20 protein-coding genes are annotated in these 20772 nt (G+C 52.4%); 6 read left to right on the top strand and 14 right to left on the bottom strand.

From position 1 onward, the window contains the following. Nucleotides 1-359 precede the first annotated feature (359 nt). Nucleotides 360-512: a hypothetical protein gene (locus tag AAYN39_RS07465; protein ID WP_001522276.1), complete on the bottom strand. Its 153-nt coding sequence runs from the start codon at nt 510-512 to the stop codon at nt 360-362. A 79-nt stretch (nt 513-591) separates the two neighbouring features. After that, nucleotides 592-1530 carry a transcriptional regulator LrhA gene (gene lrhA / locus AAYN39_RS07460; RefSeq protein WP_000606282.1) on the bottom strand — a complete coding sequence of 313 codons (939 nt, stop codon included), beginning with the start codon at nt 1528-1530 and terminating at the stop codon, nt 592-594. Between the two features lie 931 nt (nt 1531-2461). On the opposite strand from lrhA, the gene alaA reads away from it, so the two are divergent. Continuing rightward, nucleotides 2462-3676 (top strand): alanine transaminase AlaA, encoded by a 1215-nt coding sequence (gene alaA / locus AAYN39_RS07455; RefSeq protein WP_000074540.1) that lies wholly within the window; start codon nt 2462-2464, stop codon nt 3674-3676. A gap of 93 nt (nt 3677-3769) precedes the next feature. Continuing rightward, nucleotides 3770-4369 (top strand): 5'-deoxynucleotidase, encoded by a 600-nt coding sequence (gene yfbR, locus AAYN39_RS07450; protein ID WP_000813878.1) that lies wholly within the window; start codon nt 3770-3772, stop codon nt 4367-4369. A 91-nt stretch (nt 4370-4460) separates the two neighbouring features. On the opposite strand, the gene AAYN39_RS07445 is transcribed toward yfbR, so the two are convergent. The 4 genes from AAYN39_RS07445 to yfbV all read right to left on the bottom strand — a co-directional run bounded on the left by AAYN39_RS07445 (nt 4461) and on the right by yfbV (nt 8065). Beyond that, nucleotides 4461-6287, bottom strand: coding sequence for an SLC13 family permease (locus AAYN39_RS07445; RefSeq protein ID WP_001012871.1), 1827 nt, complete (start codon nt 6285-6287; stop codon nt 4461-4463). A gap of 75 nt (nt 6288-6362) precedes the next feature. Next, the gene (locus AAYN39_RS07440; protein WP_077905086.1) at nt 6363-7040 is read right to left on the bottom strand and encodes a sugar phosphatase; all 678 of its coding nucleotides are present in this window, start codon (nt 7038-7040) and stop codon (nt 6363-6365) included. Further along, nucleotides 7033-7527 carry a YfbU family protein gene (locus tag AAYN39_RS07435; protein WP_000426135.1) on the bottom strand — a complete coding sequence of 165 codons (495 nt, stop codon included), beginning with the start codon at nt 7525-7527 and terminating at the stop codon, nt 7033-7035. The genes AAYN39_RS07440 and AAYN39_RS07435 overlap by 8 nt, the downstream gene beginning before the upstream one ends. Before the next feature lie 82 nt (nt 7528-7609). Then, nucleotides 7610-8065, bottom strand: a complete 456-nt coding sequence (gene yfbV / locus AAYN39_RS07430) for a terminus macrodomain insulation protein YfbV (protein WP_000106616.1) — start codon at nt 8063-8065, stop codon at nt 7610-7612. Between the two features lie 339 nt (nt 8066-8404). Here yfbV and ackA point away from each other — a divergent pair, with 339 nt between their 5' ends. The 3 genes from ackA to yfcC all read left to right on the top strand — a co-directional run bounded on the left by ackA (nt 8405) and on the right by yfcC (nt 13566). Beyond that, nucleotides 8405-9607 carry an acetate kinase gene (gene ackA, locus AAYN39_RS07425; protein ID WP_000095689.1) on the top strand — a complete coding sequence of 401 codons (1203 nt, stop codon included), beginning with the start codon at nt 8405-8407 and terminating at the stop codon, nt 9605-9607. A gap of 76 nt (nt 9608-9683) precedes the next feature. After that, on the top strand, nt 9684-11828 hold the full coding sequence (gene pta, locus AAYN39_RS07420; RefSeq protein WP_000086690.1) for a phosphate acetyltransferase: 2145 nt from the start codon (nt 9684-9686) through the stop codon (nt 11826-11828). A gap of 217 nt (nt 11829-12045) precedes the next feature. Beyond that, nucleotides 12046-13566 carry a putative basic amino acid antiporter YfcC gene (gene yfcC / locus AAYN39_RS07415; protein WP_000117932.1) on the top strand — a complete coding sequence of 507 codons (1521 nt, stop codon included), beginning with the start codon at nt 12046-12048 and terminating at the stop codon, nt 13564-13566. A 48-nt stretch (nt 13567-13614) separates the two neighbouring features. On the opposite strand, the gene AAYN39_RS07410 is transcribed toward yfcC, so the two are convergent. The 5 genes from AAYN39_RS07410 to AAYN39_RS07390 all read right to left on the bottom strand — a co-directional run bounded on the left by AAYN39_RS07410 (nt 13615) and on the right by AAYN39_RS07390 (nt 17596). Next, nucleotides 13615-14568 carry a transketolase family protein gene (locus AAYN39_RS07410; protein WP_000593037.1) on the bottom strand — a complete coding sequence of 318 codons (954 nt, stop codon included), beginning with the start codon at nt 14566-14568 and terminating at the stop codon, nt 13615-13617. After that, nucleotides 14561-15391, bottom strand: coding sequence for a transketolase (locus AAYN39_RS07405; RefSeq protein WP_001103260.1), 831 nt, complete (start codon nt 15389-15391; stop codon nt 14561-14563). The genes AAYN39_RS07410 and AAYN39_RS07405 overlap by 8 nt, the downstream gene beginning before the upstream one ends. Then, nucleotides 15388-16779 (bottom strand): PTS ascorbate transporter subunit IIC, encoded by a 1392-nt coding sequence (locus AAYN39_RS07400; protein WP_001681684.1) that lies wholly within the window; start codon nt 16777-16779, stop codon nt 15388-15390. The genes AAYN39_RS07405 and AAYN39_RS07400 overlap by 4 nt, the downstream gene beginning before the upstream one ends. 20 nt (nt 16780-16799) lie before the next feature. Next, nucleotides 16800-17072 (bottom strand): PTS sugar transporter subunit IIB, encoded by a 273-nt coding sequence (locus AAYN39_RS07395; RefSeq protein WP_000699818.1) that lies wholly within the window; start codon nt 17070-17072, stop codon nt 16800-16802. Nucleotides 17073-17152: 80 nt separating this feature from the next. Continuing rightward, on the bottom strand, nt 17153-17596 hold the full coding sequence (locus AAYN39_RS07390) for a PTS sugar transporter subunit IIA (protein WP_000901818.1): 444 nt from the start codon (nt 17594-17596) through the stop codon (nt 17153-17155). 252 nt (nt 17597-17848) lie between these two features. Between AAYN39_RS07390 and AAYN39_RS07385 the strand changes: the two genes are divergently transcribed. Next, nucleotides 17849-18868, top strand: coding sequence for a LacI family DNA-binding transcriptional regulator (locus tag AAYN39_RS07385; RefSeq protein ID WP_000026949.1), 1020 nt, complete (start codon nt 17849-17851; stop codon nt 18866-18868). A 5-nt stretch (nt 18869-18873) separates the two neighbouring features. Here AAYN39_RS07385 and yfcD read toward each other — a convergent pair whose 3' ends face one another. Genes yfcD through yfcF form a run of 3 tightly spaced genes read right to left on the bottom strand, consistent with a single transcriptional unit; the run spans nt 18874 to nt 20736 of the window. Then, entirely contained in the window at nt 18874-19428 is a 555-nt protein-coding gene (gene yfcD / locus AAYN39_RS07380; protein ID WP_000230215.1) for an NUDIX hydrolase YfcD, read from the bottom strand. Nucleotides 19429-19484: 56 nt separating this feature from the next. Further along, on the bottom strand, nt 19485-20036 hold the full coding sequence (yfcE, locus tag AAYN39_RS07375) for a phosphodiesterase (protein ID WP_000772458.1): 552 nt from the start codon (nt 20034-20036) through the stop codon (nt 19485-19487). Between the two features lie 55 nt (nt 20037-20091). Beyond that, a complete protein-coding gene (gene yfcF / locus AAYN39_RS07370) occupies nt 20092-20736 on the bottom strand; it encodes a glutathione transferase (RefSeq protein WP_000043013.1) in 645 nt (214 codons plus the stop codon). Nucleotides 20737-20772 lie beyond the last annotated feature (36 nt).

Genomic DNA, 20772 nt, shown 5'->3' with positions numbered 1-20772 from the left:
GCTCTTTACGGCAGATGGACGCCACATCGATTCAGGGGAGGAATAAAAAAACCCTACAATTACTGTAGAAAATGATAAAAACAGCTAATTGATGTGGTTTTTTACTCCTTTCTATAACCTTTTGTCAACTTTAACAAAAGTTCCTTCACATTAATTTACATCAATTCATCATCATTAACATTAAGTGCCATCCTGGAGAAAATGACTCTTCGACCAGGGGGGATTTTATGTTGTTGAATCGTGTCCGTTGTGAAGCAAAAGAAATAACACACACCTATTTTGACAGGAATTTGTGAAGATGCCTCCCCCTAAATGGGAGTATTTTCTTGATCTGTGACACGCTTTTGTTAATTCACCCCCTAAAACAGCAACAATTTCTCTAGTTTTTTAACATGCAAATTCATAAAATGGATGTTCTGGTTATTTTTTGCCCACATTGAACTGCGAATCGCTACTGGCTGATTTACCGCAACTTTTACAATTTGTGCGGTTAAGCGCGTACAGATGGGCACAAAAAAAGAGCCACTGAGCGTTTTTTCATCGCCAGCGGCTCTTTTTTACATTTACGACTTAGCGCCTTTTGCCTGCGAGCTACTCAAAACCCCCTTCCACCATCAGCGGATCATCTCCGCCCTCTGCAGAAAACTGGTTGTAATGCCATGGGTTTTGATAGCTTTCCATCGCATGGAAAATCACCATCGCCAGCTCGTTCTGGCTATTGGGATCGCGGCACAACATATATTCCGTATCCAGCAAAGGCGGTAATCCATCTGCGGCGCCCAGCACGCGAAGGTCGGGACTCATCATTTCGACAGGTCGAGCCGTTACGCCAAGACCGGCTTTAACGGCCGCGCGTACCGCCAGTAATGTAGAGGCCACATAGGCCAGCCGCCAGGGAATACCCGCTGCATTTAGCGTCTCCAGCACCATATCGCGGAATGGGCTGGGATCGTCCAGCAGGACTAATGGTACGGGCTCTCCCCTTTGCAAAACATACTCAGCCGCACAATACCAATGGGTGGGCGAGGTCCGCAAATTCAGACAGTCCAGCGAATGAGGTTGGTTAGTCGTCACCACCAAATCTACTTCCTGCGATTTAACCATGTCCACCATATAGGCGTTGCGTTTTACCCGTACATCAAGCGCGAGTTTCGGATAAACCGAGCTGATTCGGCTAAGCAAAAAAGGCAGGATAGTATCAGCTGATTCATCAGAAGCGCCGATTGTTAACACTCCCTGAAGATTACTGAACATTAATGATGAACACGCCTCATCATTAAAACGCAGGATTTTTCTGGCGTACCCCAGAAGCTGGATACCGTGTTCGCTCAAAAGTTTGTTACGACCATGGCGGGCGAACAATTCCTTTCCCACGAGTTGCTCAAGACGCTGCATTTGCTGACTGACCGCAGACTGAGTACGACATACCGCCGCCGCCGCCGCGGCGAAGGTGTTCAGATCGGCAACGGCCACGAACGTTCTCAGCAGATCGAGATCGAGGTTAATTATCGGACGATTTGCATTTATCATAATTTTTCACTTACTGACGGGTCATATCGGGCTGACCTGGTTAATGCTGTGCATTCAGAAACAAGCAATTCCATTTGTAATGTGCATCCTTCGCAGTACCGCCTGGTTACCCAGGTAAATGTTAGAATGTAATTGAAAATACGACCAAAACACTTCTCTTACTTACTGATATAATACCAAATGCAACTGATCGGGATATATCAAAGAGAATGTGTCATACCTTTAGGCGTCTACAGATTTCTGCTAATGATGGACGTGTAAATCTTGTAACAGCGTCAAATAGTTTACCGAGACGCACAGATACAAAAACAATATATTGAACAATAGGTTATGTATAAAATCGCGTCATGATAATTAGCAGACAACGCAGACTACGCCCCCGTTTCGGATCATTATCTTAACCTAAAACCGCTATATTTATAAGTATTATTACGAATAATCTTAACCTGGGATATGTTATACTAATCCGACCAGAAAGATATTATTACGACTTTAGTAAATGCTTTTTAAATATTAAATAATAATTAATTAAGATTTCTACCATTCATTAATTATACTTAACAATAGTTTCACACCACCCGCCGCCGGAAAGGTCTAACCTTCTCATTTTACCTTTAATACTCAGTATTTCCGAAATAGCCGACGCGACACTAATGATGAATGCTTATCTCTCATAAAACAGATAATTTCTGACAACATAAAAAACCACATTACGCGCAACCACATAGAACAAAACACTATACATACAGACAAAAATAGAAAATGCATCTAACCAAATGATTTTATGAAGTTTTAAACAGTACGAAAGCGCGTTAAAAATAAACAAAATCTTCTTCTGTTCACTCTTCAAAACTCACCGTCGTGGGAGTACATTGTTTCGTGCTGACTTCCACGGCAGGGAGTGGCAATAACAGCTAAAAGGTCAAGATTCATGTCCCCCATTGAAAAATCCAGCAAACTCGAAAATGTCTGTTATGACATTCGTGGCCCCGTTCTGAAAGAAGCGAAACGCCTTGAGGAAGAAGGTAATAAAGTTCTTAAACTGAATATCGGCAACCCCGCCCCCTTCGGATTCGAAGCGCCGGACGAAATTCTGGTCGATGTCATTCGTAATTTGCCGACGGCGCAAGGATATTGCGACTCGAAAGGGCTTTATTCCGCCCGTAAAGCGATTATGCAGCATTATCAGGCCCGTGGAATGCGCGATGTAACCGTGGAAGATATCTATATCGGTAACGGCGTTTCCGAGCTGATCGTTCAGGCGATGCAGGCGTTGCTTAACAGTGGCGATGAAATGCTGGTTCCCGCGCCCGATTATCCGTTATGGACAGCAGCGGTATCGCTCTCCAGCGGCAAGGCGGTACATTATCTTTGCGATGAATCTTCCGACTGGTTCCCGGACCTTGACGATATCCGCGCCAAAATCACCCCACGTACGCGTGGTATTGTCATTATTAATCCAAACAACCCTACTGGCGCCGTCTATTCTAAAGAATTGTTGATGGAAATTGTCAACATTGCGCGCGAGCATAATCTCATCATCTTCGCCGATGAAATTTATGACAAGATTCTCTATGACGATGCCGAACATCACTCTATCGCCGCACTGGCGCCTGATCTGCTGACCATCACCTTTAATGGTTTGTCTAAAACCTATCGCGTCGCCGGCTTCCGCCAGGGCTGGATGGTGCTGAACGGGCCGAAAAAACATGCGAAAGGCTATATTGAAGGGCTGGAGATGTTAGCCTCAATGCGCCTGTGCGCCAACGTCCCGGCGCAACATGCTATTCAGACCGCGCTCGGCGGCTATCAAAGCATTAGCGAATTTATTCTGCCGGGCGGTCGACTGTATGAACAGCGTAACCGCGCCTGGGAGTTGATTAACGATATTCCCGGCGTTTCCTGCGTAAAACCGCGCGGCGCGTTGTACATGTTCCCCAGGATCGACGCTAAACGTTTTAATATTCACGACGACCAGAAGATGGTGCTGGACTTCCTGCTACAGGAAAAGGTGCTGCTGGTGCAAGGTACCGCCTTTAACTGGCCGTGGCCGGATCACTTCCGCATTGTGACGCTACCGCGTGAAGATGACCTGGAGATGGCCATCAACCGCTTTGGGCGTTTCCTCTCAGGCTACCATCAATAATCTTAAATTCAGGCTACTTCGGTAGCCTGAATTGCATCTTCATCACCCTCCCCGCACAATGAAGTCTGCCGCAGTGAAAACAAAAGGTAATCTATGAAGCAGAGCCATTTTTTCGCCCATCTCTCCCGCATGAAGTTGATTAACCGCTGGCCGCTGATGCGTAACGTGCGTACGGAAAACGTCTCCGAACATAGTCTGCAGGTGGCGATGGTCGCCCATGCGTTGGCGGCGATAAAAAACCGTAAATTTGGCGGCCAGCTCAATGCTGAACGCATCGCGCTTCTGGCGATGTATCATGATGCCTCGGAAGTACTGACCGGCGATCTGCCAACGCCGGTAAAATATTTTAATTCCCAGATAGCTCAGGAATATAAAGCGATCGAAAAAATCGCCCAGCAAAAGCTGGTTGATATGGCGCCGGATGAATTACACGATATTTTCGCACCGCTTATTGATGAGAATGCCTGGAGCAAAGAAGAACAGGCAATCGTAAAGCAGGCCGATGCGCTTTGCGCCTACCTGAAATGCCTGGAGGAGCTCTCAGCGGGAAATAATGAGTTTAGACTGGCAAAAACGCGGCTGGAAAAAACGCTGGAATTACGTCGCAGCCAGGAGATGGACTATTTTATGGCGGTGTTCGTGCCAAGTTTCCATCTCTCTCTTGACGAGATAAGCCAGGATTCACCGCTTTAGTTGCCGGATGGCGGCTAACGCCTTATCCGGCCTACCGTTCTTCCCGTAGGCCTGATAAGCGTAGCGCCATCAGGCCTTTTCCAGCCTGGGGTTAAAACGGAAACAACATCGGAATCATCACAATACAAACCGCCATCACAATAAGCGTGAACGGCACGCCAAGCTTCACAAAATCGCTAAAGCTATAGTTTCCCGGCCCCAGAACCAGAGTATTGACCGGCGATGAAACCGGCGTCATAAAGGCGGCGGATGCCGCCATCGCTACTGCCATCGCAAACGGATAGGGCGACACCCCCATCGATTTCGCCGCCGCCAGCGCAATCGGCGCCATCAGCACCGCCGTTGCCGTGTTAGAAATGAACAGTCCTATGACGGCGCACAGCACGAACAGGCATCCCAGCATCATATACGGCCCATAGCCGCCGCCGATATCCATTAACCCTTGCACGACCAGAGAGACGCCGCCGGTTTTTTGCAACGCCAGCGCAAACGGCATCATACCCACAATCAAGATAATACTCGGCCAGTGGATCGCTTTATACGCGCTTTCAGCATCAATACAGCGAAATTTCCCCATCAGCAGGCAGGCGATAATCGCCGCGCTCGGATTGGGAATTTCATCGGTCAACATCAGCGCCACCATCAGTACCAGGCAGAAAATGGCGTGCGGCGCCTGGCTGTGCGCCGGCGAGGCTTCGCTGACCTCGACCGGCATATTCAGCACCACAAAGTCGCGGCCTTTTTGCCCCAGCAGGCTGATTAACTTCCAGTTCCCCACGACCAGAATGATATCGCCCATCAATAACGGTTCATCGGCCAGCGACCCTTCCAGCGCGACGCCGTCGCGTTTCAGGCCGACCACATTCAGCCCGTAACGTGTACGGAAGGCGATTTCACGCACCGACTTGCCTATCAGTTCAGACTTCGGAATAAGCGAAATTTCCGCCATGCCAACATCCAACGCCTGATCGGAAAAATATTCTCCACGCAATACCATCGGTTCCAGCAGTTGCTCGGCGCAGAACTCTCTGAGGTCAACCTCCGCCGCCGACATATCAATCAGCAGAACGTCGCGAGCGCGAAACTCCGATACGCCGTTCACATTGACGATAACCCGCCGAAAGCGCCGCCAGCGTTCAACGCCGATGACATTGGCGCCGTAACGTTCGCGCAGTTTAAGGTCGTCCAGCCGCTGTCCCACCATCGGCGAACCGGGGCGAATCGCCAGACGACGCGCGCGCCCCGTCAGACGGTACTCGCGGATAAGATCGCGGAAAGTGCGACGCTTACCGGCCTGTTGTCCGGGCGCATCGCCTTTTAGCATGAAGCGCATCACCAGCATATAAACAATGCCGAGCGCCAACACCACTACCCCCAGCGGCGTCACGCTAAAAAAGTTGAACCCGTGCAGGCCTTCACGCAGCAGTTCACTGTTAACCACCAGGTTCGGCGGCGTCGCCACCAGCGTCATCATTCCGCTGATAAGCCCGGCAAAACTCAGCGGCATCATCAGGCGCGAAGGCGAGGTCTGCATATGCATAGAAACGCTAAGAACAACGGGGATAAAAATCGCCACCACGCCGGTTGAACTCATGAAAGCACCAAGTCCGGCGACGGTGATCATCAGTAAAACCAGCATCTTGATTTCACTGCTGCCCGCCATTTTAACCAGCCAGGTACCGACCACCGTCGCAACGCCGGTGCGCACGAGGCCGTCGCCAATAATAAATAAGGCGGCGATAAGAATGACATTCGGATCGCTAAAGCCGGAGAAGGCTTCCGAAAGGGTCAAGGTACCGCTAAGGACAAAAGCAACAATGACGAATAAAGCCACCGCATCCATACGTACTTTGCCCGTCGCAAACAACACGACGGCAATCGCCAGTAAAGAGAGAACCCAAATCAATTCACCGTTCACAACATATCCTTGTCAGATGAGAAGATAACGTGATTCTGCCATAAATATGCCCCGCCAGGGCGGGGCATATCATGATCAGGTCTTTCTTAACACCACCACATCGCCGTTTGGTTGTTTAGCGACCGATAATTGCGTCAGGCTATCCAACGCAAAATCAACATCCGCCAGACGCGGCGTGTCGGCCGGCGCATTGACCGCAATGACGTGGCAGCCCGCAGCCAGTCCGGACAGCACGCCAGCCGGGGCATCTTCTACTACGACGCACTCCTGAGGGGCCAGGCCAAGCAGTTGTGCGCCCAGCAAATACGCATCCGGCTCCGGTTTGCCGCGTTTGACTCGTTCGGCGGTGACAAACACCTCTGGCGCTGGAAGGCCCGCGACCTGATGGCACGCACGCGCGACCGGCATTGAACCGGAGGTGACGATAGCCCACGGAATGCCCGCTTTATTCAGGTGATTGAGTAAATCGACTGCCCCCGGCAACGCGGTGATCCCTGCGGTTTCAGTGGCTTCTATTTGCTCCAGGCGCGTAAACTCAGCGGCAATTTCCGCCTCCGATTTACCCGCCATAAAATGCCGCAACGAGGTGATCGCCTGTTTGCCATGAATAAAGCCCAGCACCTCATCATGAGCAAGGTTAAAACGATCGGCCCAGCTACACCACGCGCGTTCGACGGCAGGTAATGAGTCAACCAACGTTCCATCCAGATCAAACAGAAAACCTTTACACTGCACGTGAGCCTCCTCAGGCATTAATGATTTGATTGATTTCATTCGCGCTCAGGTGGTACTGACGCGGGCAGGCATGCCAGACATTCAACATCCGCTGGTATTTTTCCCACATCGGCGTCTGGGCATTAAAGCCGTGCGTCCCGGCGTCAAAGTGAGTGTAGCGTCCTTCTATATTCACCATAAAACGGACATAGCCGAGGTAACGCGCTTCCGTCGCGGCGTCAAACCCCAGGAAGGTGACGCGACGTTCGTCGATGGCTTGCGTATCTTTGAGGTTGGTCCAGGAGACGTGCAGCGCATGGTACATCTCCATAATATCGATGATGGTACGACAGGTCTCTTCCGTCAGCTCGCCAAACTCGCGATCCAGCTCGCGCATCTGCAGGCCGTAGCCGCGTTCAATAATTGTTTGTAAGCGACGGTAACGCTCGGCGTTGGTGGGATCGAGCATCGTCATCATTTTGTACTGGTTAGACAAAATCAGACGTTGCGCGTTGGTCATTTCCATTTTGAACTCCTGTATCACGCTATGGCGATGAAAAAAAGAAGGCATTGGTATGCCTTCTTTTATATGCGTAATCCGGGGTCAATTACAAATCATCCAAGAAAGTTTTATCCAGTTGTTTGAAGGCGCGCTTAAGCGTGTCAGCTAATGCCTGGTAATCCGGCTTTCCTTCTACCGGCGCCAGCGCTTGTCCAGCCTCCTGCAATTTACCGCGAACTTCGTAAAACCAGTTAAGGATTGAAGGCGGCAATGGCGTCAAGGAACGTTTCCCTAACCACCATAATCCCTGCATAGGCAAGCTCAGGGCGAACAGGGCGGTCGCCACGGCCGGACCTAACTGACCGCCCAGCGCTATCTGCCAGCATAATGTAAAGACGGCGACAGGCGGCATAAATCGTATGGCATAGCGCGTCATACGAATGACGCGGTTTTCGACGAAAACGGGCGCCAGCCGCTTTTCCATCGGCCACGTCTTCGCGTAGTGCTGCCCCCGGCGAAATAAGCTAAAAAAATTTACGGAGCGATTATCCGGCGTCGACATGGCCTACCTCAATTTCACATATAAAATTTAAAAAATTTGTGCAAAACAACAACTGCGAGGGACAACGTTCAAAACATTTTGTCTTCGATACCCACTATCAGGTATCCTGTGTCGGCCTGTCAAAGGCCGGTAGTTTAAAATCATTGAGTCGTCAATATTACACATAGTATGCCATTGGCTGAAAAATACGCAAAATGGCATAGACTCAAAGGTATTTCTTCCATCATGCCCAAAAAAACTCCTGCGCATGATGTTAATCATAAATGTCAGGGCTATCATGCGCTACGCTCTATGGCTCACTGACGTTTTTTTAGCCACGTATCATAAATAGGTACTTCCATGTCGAGTAAGTTAGTACTGGTTCTGAACTGCGGTAGTTCTTCACTGAAATTTGCAATTATTGATGCAGTTAATGGTGATGAATACCTTTCTGGTTTAGCCGAATGTTTCCATCTGCCAGAAGCACGCATCAAATGGAAAATGGACGGCAGTAAACAAGAAGCGGCTTTAGGTGCAGGCGCCGCTCACAGTGAAGCGCTGAACTTTATCGTTAACACTATTCTGGCACAAAAACCAGAACTGTCTGCGCAGTTAACTGCAATTGGTCACCGTATCGTACACGGCGGCGAGAAGTATACCAGCTCCGTAGTCATTGATGAGTCCGTCATTCAGGGCATCAAAGATTCCGCCTCTTTCGCACCGCTGCATAACCCGGCTCACCTGATTGGTATCGCCGAAGCGCTGAAATCTTTCCCGCAGCTGAAAGATAAAAACGTCGCCGTGTTCGACACCGCCTTCCATCAGACCATGCCGGAAGAATCTTACCTGTATGCCCTGCCGTACAGCCTGTATAAAGAACATGGCGTTCGTCGCTATGGCGCACACGGCACCAGCCACTTCTATGTAACTCAGGAAGCGGCAAAAATGCTGAACAAGCCGGTAGAAGAACTGAACATTATCACCTGCCACCTGGGCAACGGCGGTTCTGTTTCCGCTATCCGTAACGGTAAATGCGTGGATACCTCTATGGGTCTGACCCCGCTGGAAGGCCTGGTCATGGGTACCCGTTCCGGCGATATCGACCCTGCGATTATCTTCCACCTGCACGACACTCTGGGCATGAGCGTGGATCAGATCAACAAAATGCTGACCAAAGAGTCCGGTCTGCTGGGTCTGACTGAAGTGACCAGCGACTGCCGTTATGTTGAAGACAACTACGCCACCAAAGAAGACGCAAAACGTGCGATGGACGTTTACTGCCACCGCCTGGCGAAATACATCGGTTCTTACACCGCTCTGATGGACGGTCGTCTGGATGCAGTCGTGTTCACCGGCGGTATCGGTGAAAACGCCGCGATGGTTCGCGAGCTGTCTCTGGGCAAACTGGGCGTACTGGGCTTTGAAGTCGACCACGAACGTAACCTGGCGGCCCGCTTCGGCAAATCTGGTTTCATCAACAAAGAAGGTACCCGTCCGGCGGTGGTGATCCCAACCAACGAAGAACTGGTTATCGCGCAGGACGCGAGCCGTCTGACTGCCTGATTTCACACCGCCAGCCTCGCTGGCGGTGCTGTTTTGTAACCCGTCCCCAAAAGACGGTAACGAAAGAGGATAAACCGTGTCCCGTATTATTATGCTGATCCCTACCGGAACCAGCGTCGGTCTGACCAGCGTCAGCCTCGGCGTCATCCGTGCTATGGAACGCAAAGGCGTTCGTCTGAGCGTCTTTAAGCCTATCGCCCAGCCTCGCGCTGGCGGCGATGCGCCTGACCAGACCACCACTATCGTTCGCGCGAACTCTACCCTGCCGGCGGCTGAACCGCTGAAGATGAGCCACGTTGAATCTCTGCTCTCCAGCAACCAGAAAGACGTGCTGATGGAAGAGATCATCGCAAACTACCATGCGAATACCAAAGACGCGGAAGTGGTGCTGGTTGAAGGTCTGGTTCCGACCCGTAAACATCAGTTCGCTCAGTCTCTGAACTATGAAATCGCGAAAACGCTGAATGCGGAAATCGTTTTTGTCATGTCTCAGGGTACCGACACGCCAGAACAGCTGAACGAGCGTATCGAACTGACGCGCAGCAGCTTCGGCGGCGCGAAAAACACCAACATCACCGGCGTTATCATCAACAAACTGAATGCGCCGGTTGATGAACAAGGCCGTACTCGCCCGGATCTGTCAGAGATTTTTGACGACTCTTCCAAAGCGCAGGTGATCAAAATCGATCCTGCTAAACTGCAGGAATCCAGCCCGCTGCCGGTTCTGGGCGCGGTGCCGTGGAGCTTCGACCTGATTGCGACCCGCGCTATCGATATGGCGCGTCACCTGAACGCCACCATCATTAACGAAGGCGATATCAAAACCCGCCGCGTTAAATCCGTTACGTTCTGCGCGCGCAGTATTCCGCATATGCTGGAGCATTTCCGCGCAGGATCGTTGTTAGTGACCTCAGCTGACCGTCCGGACGTACTGGTCGCAGCTTGCCTGGCCGCGATGAACGGCGTAGAAATCGGCGCCCTGCTGCTGACCGGCGGCTATGAAATGGACGCGCGCATTTCTAAACTGTGCGAACGCGCATTCGCCACCGGTCTGCCGGTCTTTATGGTGAACACCAACACCTGGCAGACTTCGCTGAGCCTGCAAAGCTTCAATCTGGAAGTTCCGGTTGATGACCATGAGCGCATCGAGAAAGTTCAGGAATACGTCGCGAACTACGTTAACGCTGACTGGATCGAGTCGCTGACCGCCACTTCCGAGCGTAGCCGTCGTCTCTCTCCGCCGGCGTTCCGCTACCAACTGACTGAGCTGGCGCGTAAAGCCGGTAAACGCGTAGTGCTGCCGGAAGGCGACGAACCGCGTACCGTCAAAGCGGCGGCAATCTGCGCTGAACGCGGCATCGCCACTTGCGTACTGCTGGGCAACCCGGATGAAATCAACCGCGTCGCGGCATCTCAGGGCGTAGAGCTGGGCGCAGGTATTGAAATCGTCGATCCGGAAGTGGTGCGTGAAAGCTATGTCGCTCGCCTGGTTGAGCTGCGTAAGAGCAAAGGCATGACCGAACCGGTTGCCCGCGAACAGCTGGAAGACAACGTGGTGCTCGGCACGCTGATGCTGGAGCAAGACGAAGTCGACGGCCTGGTTTCCGGCGCGGTTCATACCACCGCCAACACCATCCGTCCGCCGCTGCAGCTTATTAAAACGGCGCCGGGTAGCTCCCTGGTCTCTTCTGTGTTCTTTATGCTACTGCCGGAACAGGTTTACGTTTACGGCGACTGCGCAATCAACCCAGACCCGACTGCAGAGCAGCTGGCAGAAATCGCGATTCAGTCTGCGGATTCCGCCATTGCCTTCGGCATCGAACCGCGTGTGGCAATGCTCTCCTACTCCACCGGCACCTCTGGCGCGGGCAGCGACGTAGAGAAAGTACGTGAAGCGACGCGTCTGGCGCAGGAAAAACGTCCTGACCTGATGATCGACGGTCCGTTGCAGTACGACGCCGCGGTCATGGCTGACGTAGCGAAATCCAAAGCGCCGAACTCGCCGGTTGCGGGTCGCGCTACCGTGTTCATTTTCCCGGATCTGAACACCGGTAACACCACCTACAAAGCGGTACAGCGTTCTGCCGACCTGATCTCCATCGGGCCGATGCTGCAGGGTATGCGCAAGCCGGTGAACGACCTGTCCCGTGGCGCGCTGGTTGACGATATCGTCTACACCATCGCCCTGACGGCGATCCAGGCTTCTCAACAGCAGCAGTAACAGTAAAAGCTAATGCCGGATGGCGGCGTGAACGCCTTGTCCGGCCTACAGGTGAGATACCGTTGTAGGCCGGATAAGACGCGTTAGCATCGCCATCCGGCATTCTGCTATTTACCCTGCAAAGCGGAATTTTTTGCTTAACTGCGCTGCATCAATGAATAACTATTCCCTTCTTCTCATACTTGGCCTCTTTGCTTTGCAACAGGGATAGTCCGTCATGTCTGTCGTTACAGAATCAAAAACAGCCAGAAAATGGGCAATGCCCGATACGCTGGTCATCATCTTTTTTGTCGCCATTTTAACCAGTATCGCCACCTGGGTCGTCCCCGTTGGGATGTTTGATAGCCAGGAAGTGCAGTATCAGGTCGATGGTCAGACAAAAACCCGCAAAGTCGTCGACCCGCACTCTTTTCGCATTGTGACCAATGAGGCCGGGGAAGCGCAGTATCATCGCGTACAATTTTTCACTACCGGCGATGAAAGACCAGGGCTGATGAATTTTCCGTTTGAAGGGTTAACATCCGGATCGAAATTCGGCACTGCCGTCGGCATCATTATGTTTATGTTGGTGATTGGCGGCGCATTCGGCATCGTGATGCGTACCGGCACCGTGGATAACGGCATTCTGGCGCTTATTCGCCACACGCGGGGCAACGAAGTCCTGTTTATTCCGGTGCTATTTGTCCTCTTTTCGTTAGGGGGCGCCGTATTTGGCATGGGCGAAGAGGCGGTCGCCTTTGCAATTATCATAGCCCCGCTGATGGTCAGGCTGGGCTATGACAGCATTACCACCGTCCTGGTGACCTATATCGCCACCCAAATTGGCTTTGCCAGTTCGTGGATGAACCCGTTTTGCGTAGTCGTCGCCCAGGGGATTGCCGGCGTGCCGGTACTTTCCGGCTCCGGGCTGCGTATTGTGGTCTGGATTGTCGCCACGCTGATTGGGCTGGTTTTTACGCTGGTCTACGCCTCACGCGTGAAAAAGAATCCGCTGCTTTCCCGCGTCCACGAATCCGATCGCTATTTCCGCGAACAGCAGGATGAAGTCGTCCAGCGCCCTTTCACCTTCGGCGACTGGCTGGTACTGCTGGTTCTGACCGGCGTAATGATTTGGGTCGTCTGGGGCGTGATTGTCCACGCCTGGTTTATTCCGGAGATCGCCAGCCAGTTTTTCACCATGGGCGTGGTGATCGGCCTCATCGGCGTTATCTTCCGCCTCAACGGTATGACGGTCAACGTGATGGCGTCCTCATTCACCGAAGGGGCGAGGATGATGATCGCGCCCGCCTTGCTGGTGGGTTTTGCCAAAGGCATTCTGCTGCTGGTCGGCAACGGCGAAGCCGGGGAACCCAGCGTGCTCAATACGTTGCTTAACAGTATCGCGCATGGCATCAGCGGGCTTAATAATGCTATCGCCGCCTGGTTTATGCTGCTCTTCCAGGCGGTATTTAATTTCTTTGTCACGTCCGGTTCGGGCCAGGCGGCGTTAACCATGCCATTACTGGCGCCGCTCGGCGATCTGGTCGGCGTTAACCGTCAGGTGACTGTTCTTGCCTTCCAGTTTGGCGATGGCTTCAGCCATATTATCTATCCGACATCAGCTTCGCTGATGGCCACGCTGGGCGTGTGCCGGGTCGATTTTCGCAACTGGCTTAAAGTGGGGGCGTCGCTGCTGGGACTGCTGTTTATCATGTCCAGCGTGGTCGTGATTGGCGCGCAGATGATGGGATATCATTGATCCAAAATGCCGGATGAGCATCAGCGCCATCCGGCAATATCTCCATGATTAAAGCAGTGATTTCGCGGCTTCTACAATCGCTGCGGCGGTGAGTCCGTACTCTTGTTGTAAGAAATCCTGCGTTCCTACCTGCCCATAACGCTCTTTGACGCCAACACGGCGCATCGGCACCGGGCAGTTTTCCACCAGCACTTCCGCTACCGCTGACCCTAGTCCATTATGGATACTGTGGTTTTCACACGTGACGATACGCCGCGTTTTTTCCGCGTAGTTTTTCACCAACATGCGATCGATAGGCTTTAAGGTGAACATATCAATGACCGCAGCGCTCACGCCTTCCTGCTCCAGTTGGCGCGCCGCCTCCAGCGCCTCCGCCACCATAATGCCGTTGGCGATAAGTGTAATATCATCGCCCTCGCGCAGTACGTTGCCCTTGCCAATGGTAAAGGTAGAGCCTGGCGCATAGATACTCGTCGCCTGCTTACGGATGGTACGCAGCCAGTAAAAACCGTCCAGGTCCATTAGCTGGCGTAAAATATTCGCGAACATCACCGCATCCGTCACCTCCAGTACTACAGAGTGCGCCAGCCCGCGAACAATCCCCATATCTTCAAAAGACATATGAGTGCCGCCGTTATGGCACGCCGTCACTCCGGCATCGGAGGCGATCACTTTGACGTTGTTACGCTGATAATCCAGCGCCATAAAGAGCTGATCAAAACAGCGACGGCTGGCAAAAGCGGTAAAGGTATGCACAAACGGTTTGCGACCGGTCAGCGCCAGTCCCGCCGCCGTGCCAATCACATTCGCCTCCATAATACCGCAGTTAATGACATGCTGCGGGTAGTCACGCGCCACGCTGTCCATCGCCATCGAGCTCATTAAATCAGCCTCAAGCGCAATAATTGGGCTTCCGGCCTCAATCTGCCCGGCGACAAAACCGGCATAAACTTTGCGCATTTCGATATCGTCTTTAAGCCCTGCGGGCGCAAGCTTAATCATGCATGACCTCCAGTTGATGAATGGCCTCATTGAGCGTCTGCTTCATGCCATCCGTCAGGCGTAAGTGGTGAGAATTCGTTAACTGCTCCAGGCATGGCACCCCCTGCCCTTTAATGCTGTCAAGGATCACAACCCGTGGCCGGGCATCAGCGGGCGGCACAGGCTGAACCACCGCCAGTAGTCCGGCGATATCATCGCCTTTGACGGTGACGACATCGAAACCAAACGCGCGGAATTTCCCTTCCAGATCGAATGGATTGATAATCTCCTCCAGCTCGCCGTCAAGCTGTTGTTTGTTCCAGTCAATGAAAACGGTCAGATTATTCAGGCGGTGGTGGGCAATAAACTGAAACGCCTCCCAGCACTGCCCTTCATTCAGCTCCCCATCGCCGACAATGCAAAATACCCGGTTGGGTCGCCGCGCCAGTTTATGCGACAACGCCATTCCGCCCGCAATAGAGATGCCTTGTCCCAGTGAGCCGGTCGTGGCGTCCACGCCGTGCGTTTTTAGCCGATCCGGATGGCTGGGAAGACGGGTGCCGTTCTGGTTAAGCGTATTCAGCTCTTCGCGCGGGAAATAGCCTTTAATCGCCAGGGTACTGTACAACGCGGGGCCCGCATGGCCTTTCGACAGTACGAAGTAATCGCGCTCCGGCCAGTCCGGGTCGGCAGGGTCGATTTTCATCACCGCGCCGTACAGAACCGCCAGAGTCTCCACTACCGACATGCTGCCGCCATAGTGACCAAAGCCAAGATGGTTTAAGGATTTGAGCGTGGCGACGCGAATGTCGCGCGCCAGTTGGGTGATTTCGGTTACGTTCATTCTTTCGCTCCGCTATTTTCCTGCACTTCGGCAGTCGCTTTTTTGCTTTTGGCCAACACGTTGTACGCCACCAGTAGCGCGAATAGCGCCACCACCAGCCCCGTGATAGCCATCGGCGACAGATAACGCGCCAGGTTGCCCAGCAAAATACCGATTACGCCAAAGTCAGCATCCGAGAACGTGGTATTGGCGAAGCCGATCGCGCCGAGAACCGGCAGTAACAGCACTGGCAGGAAAGTGATTAATAGACCATTAGCAAATGCGCCGATCATCGCCCCGCGGCGACCGCCGGTGGCATTGCCAAAGACGCCTGCGGTCGCGCCGGTAAAGAAGTGCGGCACAACGCCAGGCAGGATTAACACAAGCTTCATCTGTCCAAGCAGGAACAGCCCCACCAGCCCGCCGAGAAAACTGAACAGGAAGCCAATCAGTACCGCGTTAGGGGCATAGGGATACACCACCGGGCAGTCCAGCGCCGGACGCGCGTTTGGCACCAGTTTTTCTGAAAAGCCGGTAAAGGCCGGAACAATTTCCGCCAGAATCAGACGGACGCCTTGCAGAATGATGAATACGCCGGCGGCGAAGGTGATTGCCATGATAATGGCGTACACCAGATAGTTTTGCCCGCCGCTAAACGTCGCTTCGACATACTCACGCCCTGCGCTGACTGCCATGATCAGATAGATAATCATCATGGTCAGCGAAATCGAGATAGAACTGTCGCGTAAAAAACTGAGGTTTTTCGGCAGGTTCATCTCTTCCGTGGAGCGGGAGCCTTTACCACACAGGCTGCCAATCCAGCCGGAAAGCACATATCCCAGGGTACCGAAGTGACCAAACGCAATGTCATCGGTACCGGTAATCCGCCTCATATAACGTTGGGCCAACGCCGGGAAGAAGGCCATCACCAGCCCCAGGATTAGCGATCCGGTGAAGACCAGCCCTACGCCCTCAAACCCCGCCACGGTCAGGATTACGCCAATCATACAGGCCATGTAAAAGGTGTGATGTCCGGTCAAAAAGATATATTTAAGACGCGTAAAGCGCGCCACGACAATATTGGCCACCATACCAAATGCCATAATTAACGCCGTGGACGCGCCATATTTTTCCAGCGCGATTGAGACTATCGCTTCATTATTAGGAATAATACCCTGAATATTAAAAGCGTGTTCAAACATACCCCCTAGCGGGTTTAATGAACCCACCAGTACGGTTGCGCCACCGCCAAGCACAATAAAACCTAAAATGGTTTTAATCGTGCCTTTTACCACATCGGAAAACGCTTTTTTCTGCGCCACCAGACCAATCAGCGCAATTAACCCTACAAGCACCGATGGCACTTTTAAAATATCAACAACAAAATTCAGCGTTTCAAGGATAAACATATCCACCTCGCCAGCAATAATTATTGTTTAGCGAACCATGCGCGCAGCTGCGTTTCCAGTTCGTTGATGTCGATGATGTTATTGATCACCACCAGTTGGCTTTCCGGTACGCTGGCGCTGGCCGCGATATCTTTGGCCATTACAAAAAGATCGGCAGCCCCGGGTGTGGCCGATGAGAGATCGGAGTGTTCCACTTCAGCGTCAATATTGAGTTTCTTTAATACTTTTTTAATGTTCATTTCTACCATAAAACTACTACCCAGGCCGGAACCGCAAATTGCCATGATTTTCATTATTGTCACCTTTTAAAAGTAGAGTTGGTCTGCATCACGCACGGGCGCAATGTTATTTACCGCAAGAAAATGGAATAAAATCAGAAACGGTCAATAATCGTTTTAATGTCCTCCAGGTTTTTTGCCTGATGTAATTTTTCCATATCTACATCACTGGAAAATAATTCCGCCAGAGCCGATATCATTTCGATATGACTGTGCTTATCAGGCGCCGCCAGCATAATAATGATGTCAACCGGATCGAATTCGTCTGCGCCAAATGAAACGCCGCGCTGTAGTTTCAGTAACGATAAACCTAACCCTTTCGCCCCCTCTTCCGGCCTCGCATGCGGCATCGCTAACCCTGGCGCTAATACATAATACGGCCCAAGCTTTTGGTGCTGCTGAACAATCGCCGTAATGTATTCCGGTGCGATAACACCTGCGTCCAGCAGGGGTTTGCCGCAAATTTCCAGCGCCTGCGGCCACGTTTCCACGCTCTCCCGTAGCGTGATGGTTGCGTCAGATAACCAGGTTCCCAGCATGTTATTCGCCCCCACGGTGTATGAAATTATGAACAAACTTTATTCAAGCCATTCGATATTAGCTGCGATCGTTATCACAAAGATAGCGCTACCAGCGACTATTACTCAGAATTGTGATAGCGCTATCAAATTAAAATCATGGTGTGAAATCACAGCAAAAAAGCGGATTTAAGGCGTATACTGCCAGTCATGCGAAGCAAAGAACGACAATAAAAAAGCATCTCAACATGTTGTAATGACGCAGGAATTTGTATGTCGATACCCCGTAAACGGCGCAGTACCGGTAAAGTGACTATCGCCGATGTAGCCCAACTTGCCGGTGTAGGCACGATGACCGTATCACGAGCCTTACGCACGCCGGAACAGGTCTCTGATAAACTCCGGGAAAAAATCGAAGCGGCAGTGCATGAGCTGGGCTATATGCCTAATCTCGCCGCCAGCGCGCTGGCGTCTGCCTCCTCGCACACCATCGCGATGGTCGTACCGAACCTTGCGGAAGCGGGGTGTTCTGAAATGTTCGCCGGGCTGCAACAAATTTTACAGCCCGCAGGCTACCAGATAATGCTGGCGGAATCGCAGCATCGCGTGGAACAAGAGGAGAAGCTGCTCGAAACGCTGCTGGCTTCCAACATTGCCGCGGCGATTCTGCTTAGCGTCGAACATAGCACTACCGTGCGCCAGTGGCTGAAAAATGCCTCTATCCCGGTGATGGAGATGGGCGCGATTCGCAGCGATCCTATTGATATGAATATCGGTATTGATAACGTTGCAGCAATGTATGAGCTGACGGAAATGCTGATTCAGCGCGGTTACCAGAATATCGGGCTGCTATGCGCCAATCAGGAGCAGTGGATTTTTCAGCAACATCTGCACGGCTGGTACAAAGCGATGCTTCGCCACCATATGTCGCCAAACCGGGTGATTAATGCCGCCTTGCCGCCCAATTTTTCTACCGGCGCGTCGCAACTGCCGGAGTTTTTACTAGCATGGCCGGAGCTGGACGCGCTGGTATGCGTATCGGATGAGCTGGCCTGCGGCGCGTTATACGAGTGCCAACGACGGCGGATCAAAGTTCCGGACGATTTAGCGGTGGTCGGGTTTGGCGATAGCGATGTCAGCCGGGTCTGCCAGCCGCCGTTAACCACCATGGCCGTACCGCACCGTAAGATTGGCAGTGAAGCCGGACGGGCGCTGTTGGAAAGGTTAAATCAGGGAAACTGGAGCGATCGAAAATCTATCGCCTCCAGTTTATGTATGCGGGAAAGCTGCTAAAACGCTTATTCCGTCTCTTCCGGTTTCTCCTGAAGCGCGGCTTCGTTTTTGGCGTTGCGGGTCATCCACAGCGCCAGCGCTTTGAGCGAGTCCGGCGTAAATTCATCACAGCGCGCGGTGATCTCCTCCGGAGTCAGCCAACACACTTCGCTGACTTCATCTTCCTGAAGCGCGAAAGGCCCGTGGGAAACGCAGCTAAACAGCGCGCCCCAAACCCGGCAATGTTGGTCTTCAAAGTAAAACAGACCGTGTTCGGCAAACGGCACGCCTGCAATACCCAACTCTTCTTCCGCTTCGCGGCGGGCAGATTCCAGTAGCTGCTCATCAGCCTGGACCACGCCGCCTGCGGTAGCATCTAACATACCGGGCAAAAAATCTTTTGTTTCGGTACGACGCTGCACCAGAATTTTACCCATACCATCATGAACGACGATATACGTCGCACGATGCCGTAAGCGTTGCGCACGCATCTGTTCCCGGCTGGACTGTGCAATGACTTCATTGTCTTCATTCACAATATCCACCCATTCCGTACTTGCCAAACGACGCTGTTCCACCATCAGGAAACCTTCTTATTTCTGGCGCTCTTACGGCGCATTTACGTTTGTGAGGTAAATTACGAGTTAATTGCAACCTGCGCAATGATACTTTGATCATTGAGTGCGATTACGCTCAACACATTATCATCCAGAATACCGTAGCTTGCTGCATACCCGCCTTTCGGGATGCTCACTGACCCAGGATTAAAGTGATACAGTCCTTCCTGCTGTTGCGCCACCGGCAGATGCGTATGACCATAGACCAACACATCGCCAGTATGCAGAGCGGGCAGATTCGTCGGCCCGAAGAGGTGCCCATGCGTTAAAAATAGCCGCCTCTCTTGCGTCAATATTTGCTGCCACGGTGCAGTTATCGGGAAATGCAGCAGCATCTGATCCACTTCGCTATCGCAGTTGCCGCGCACGGCAATGATTTGCGTCGCCACCGCGTTCAGGCGTTCGGCAACCTGGGCGGGCGCATAGCCTTCAGGCAGCGCATTGCGCGGCCCGTGGTTAAGGACATCGCCTAATATCACCAGCCAACGCGCGCCGCTTTGCGCGAACCGCTCAAGCACGCGTTCCGTGGCGGGTAAAGAACCATGAATGTCCGATGCGAACATCAGTTTCATCGCTCACTCCTCATTGTGAAAAACGGCGTTATGATACTGGAATATGAATAGATTTTCAGCCTGAACGCTTCGAGGAAAGCGCAATAAAACGCTGTACGGAAGCACGCTGCCACTGAAATGTCGCATACGCCGCCAGCGACGCCGGCACGTCATCGCCATGCAGCACCAGACGATTGATCATCAATGCCAGATCGGTATCGGCAATGCACCATTCACCAAATAAATTTTGCGTCCCCTGCCCCAATAGCGCTTCAGCCGTCGCAAACAGTTTTGCCGCACTGGCTTTTCCAGCCTCGCTTAGCGGCGCTTTTTTCGCCCCGGCAAACACCACGTCGGTAGGCCGTTCTTCGCGAAGCGGCAGTAAATCGCTGCGTAGCCACGCCTGAATCTGTCGCGCGCGGGCGCGTTTTTGTAAATCGTGCGGGTAGATACGCTCCCACTGCGGCGGCGCGAAACGCTCCTCCAGGTATTCCGCAATAGCGGACGACTCGCTCAGCTCAAAATTGTCGGCCTCAAGCACCGGGACGCGCTGCGTCAGCGCATATCCCCGCCAGCCAGGTTGCAGATGTTCTCCCTGGTCCAGATCGCGGGTTTTCAGAGTAAAGGAAAGCCCTTTTTCTTGTAATGCCACCCAGGCGGACAAGACGTAGGGAGAGAAAAAGTTCGCATCCGACCACAGCACAATAACAGGCTTACTCATAATGTCCTCTTGAGGGCGTATTAGGTTTCTTCCCAA

Origin of the sequence: Salmonella sp. K21076, assembly GCF_039650795.1 — a bacterium.
Classification (GTDB): Bacteria; Pseudomonadota; Gammaproteobacteria; order Enterobacterales; family Enterobacteriaceae; genus Salmonella; species Salmonella enterica.
The sequence above is the reverse complement of the archived record's forward strand: the minus strand, read 5'-3'. Positions and strand labels throughout refer to the sequence as shown.

Coding starts and splice junctions, on each gene's coding strand:
- AAYN39_RS07410 (WP_000593037.1), bottom strand. CDS start 14,568: ATGATTAAGCTTGCGCCCGCAGGGCTTAAAGACGATATCGAAATGCGC.
- AAYN39_RS07440 (WP_077905086.1), bottom strand. CDS start 7,040: ATGCCTGAGGAGGCTCACGTGCAGTGTAAAGGTTTTCTGTTTGATCTG.
- yfbR (WP_000813878.1), top strand. CDS start 3,770: ATGAAGCAGAGCCATTTTTTCGCCCATCTCTCCCGCATGAAGTTGATT.
- AAYN39_RS07400 (WP_001681684.1), bottom strand. CDS start 16,779: ATGTTTATCCTTGAAACGCTGAATTTTGTTGTTGATATTTTAAAAGTG.
- yfcF (WP_000043013.1), bottom strand. CDS start 20,736: ATGAGTAAGCCTGTTATTGTGCTGTGGTCGGATGCGAACTTTTTCTCT.
- yfcD (WP_000230215.1), bottom strand. CDS start 19,428: ATGGTGGAACAGCGTCGTTTGGCAAGTACGGAATGGGTGGATATTGTG.
- AAYN39_RS07435 (WP_000426135.1), bottom strand. CDS start 7,527: ATGGAAATGACCAACGCGCAACGTCTGATTTTGTCTAACCAGTACAAA.
- AAYN39_RS07395 (WP_000699818.1), bottom strand. CDS start 17,072: ATGAAAATCATGGCAATTTGCGGTTCCGGCCTGGGTAGTAGTTTTATG.
- AAYN39_RS07405 (WP_001103260.1), bottom strand. CDS start 15,391: ATGAACGTAACCGAAATCACCCAACTGGCGCGCGACATTCGCGTCGCC.
- yfcC (WP_000117932.1), top strand. CDS start 12,046: ATGTCTGTCGTTACAGAATCAAAAACAGCCAGAAAATGGGCAATGCCC.
- AAYN39_RS07390 (WP_000901818.1), bottom strand. CDS start 17,596: ATGCTGGGAACCTGGTTATCTGACGCAACCATCACGCTACGGGAGAGC.
- lrhA (WP_000606282.1), bottom strand. CDS start 1,530: ATGATAAATGCAAATCGTCCGATAATTAACCTCGATCTCGATCTGCTG.
- yfcE (WP_000772458.1), bottom strand. CDS start 20,036: ATGAAACTGATGTTCGCATCGGACATTCATGGTTCTTTACCCGCCACG.
- AAYN39_RS07385 (WP_000026949.1), top strand. CDS start 17,849: ATGTCGATACCCCGTAAACGGCGCAGTACCGGTAAAGTGACTATCGCC.
- ackA (WP_000095689.1), top strand. CDS start 8,405: ATGTCGAGTAAGTTAGTACTGGTTCTGAACTGCGGTAGTTCTTCACTG.
- yfbV (WP_000106616.1), bottom strand. CDS start 8,065: ATGTCGACGCCGGATAATCGCTCCGTAAATTTTTTTAGCTTATTTCGC.
- alaA (WP_000074540.1), top strand. CDS start 2,462: ATGTCCCCCATTGAAAAATCCAGCAAACTCGAAAATGTCTGTTATGAC.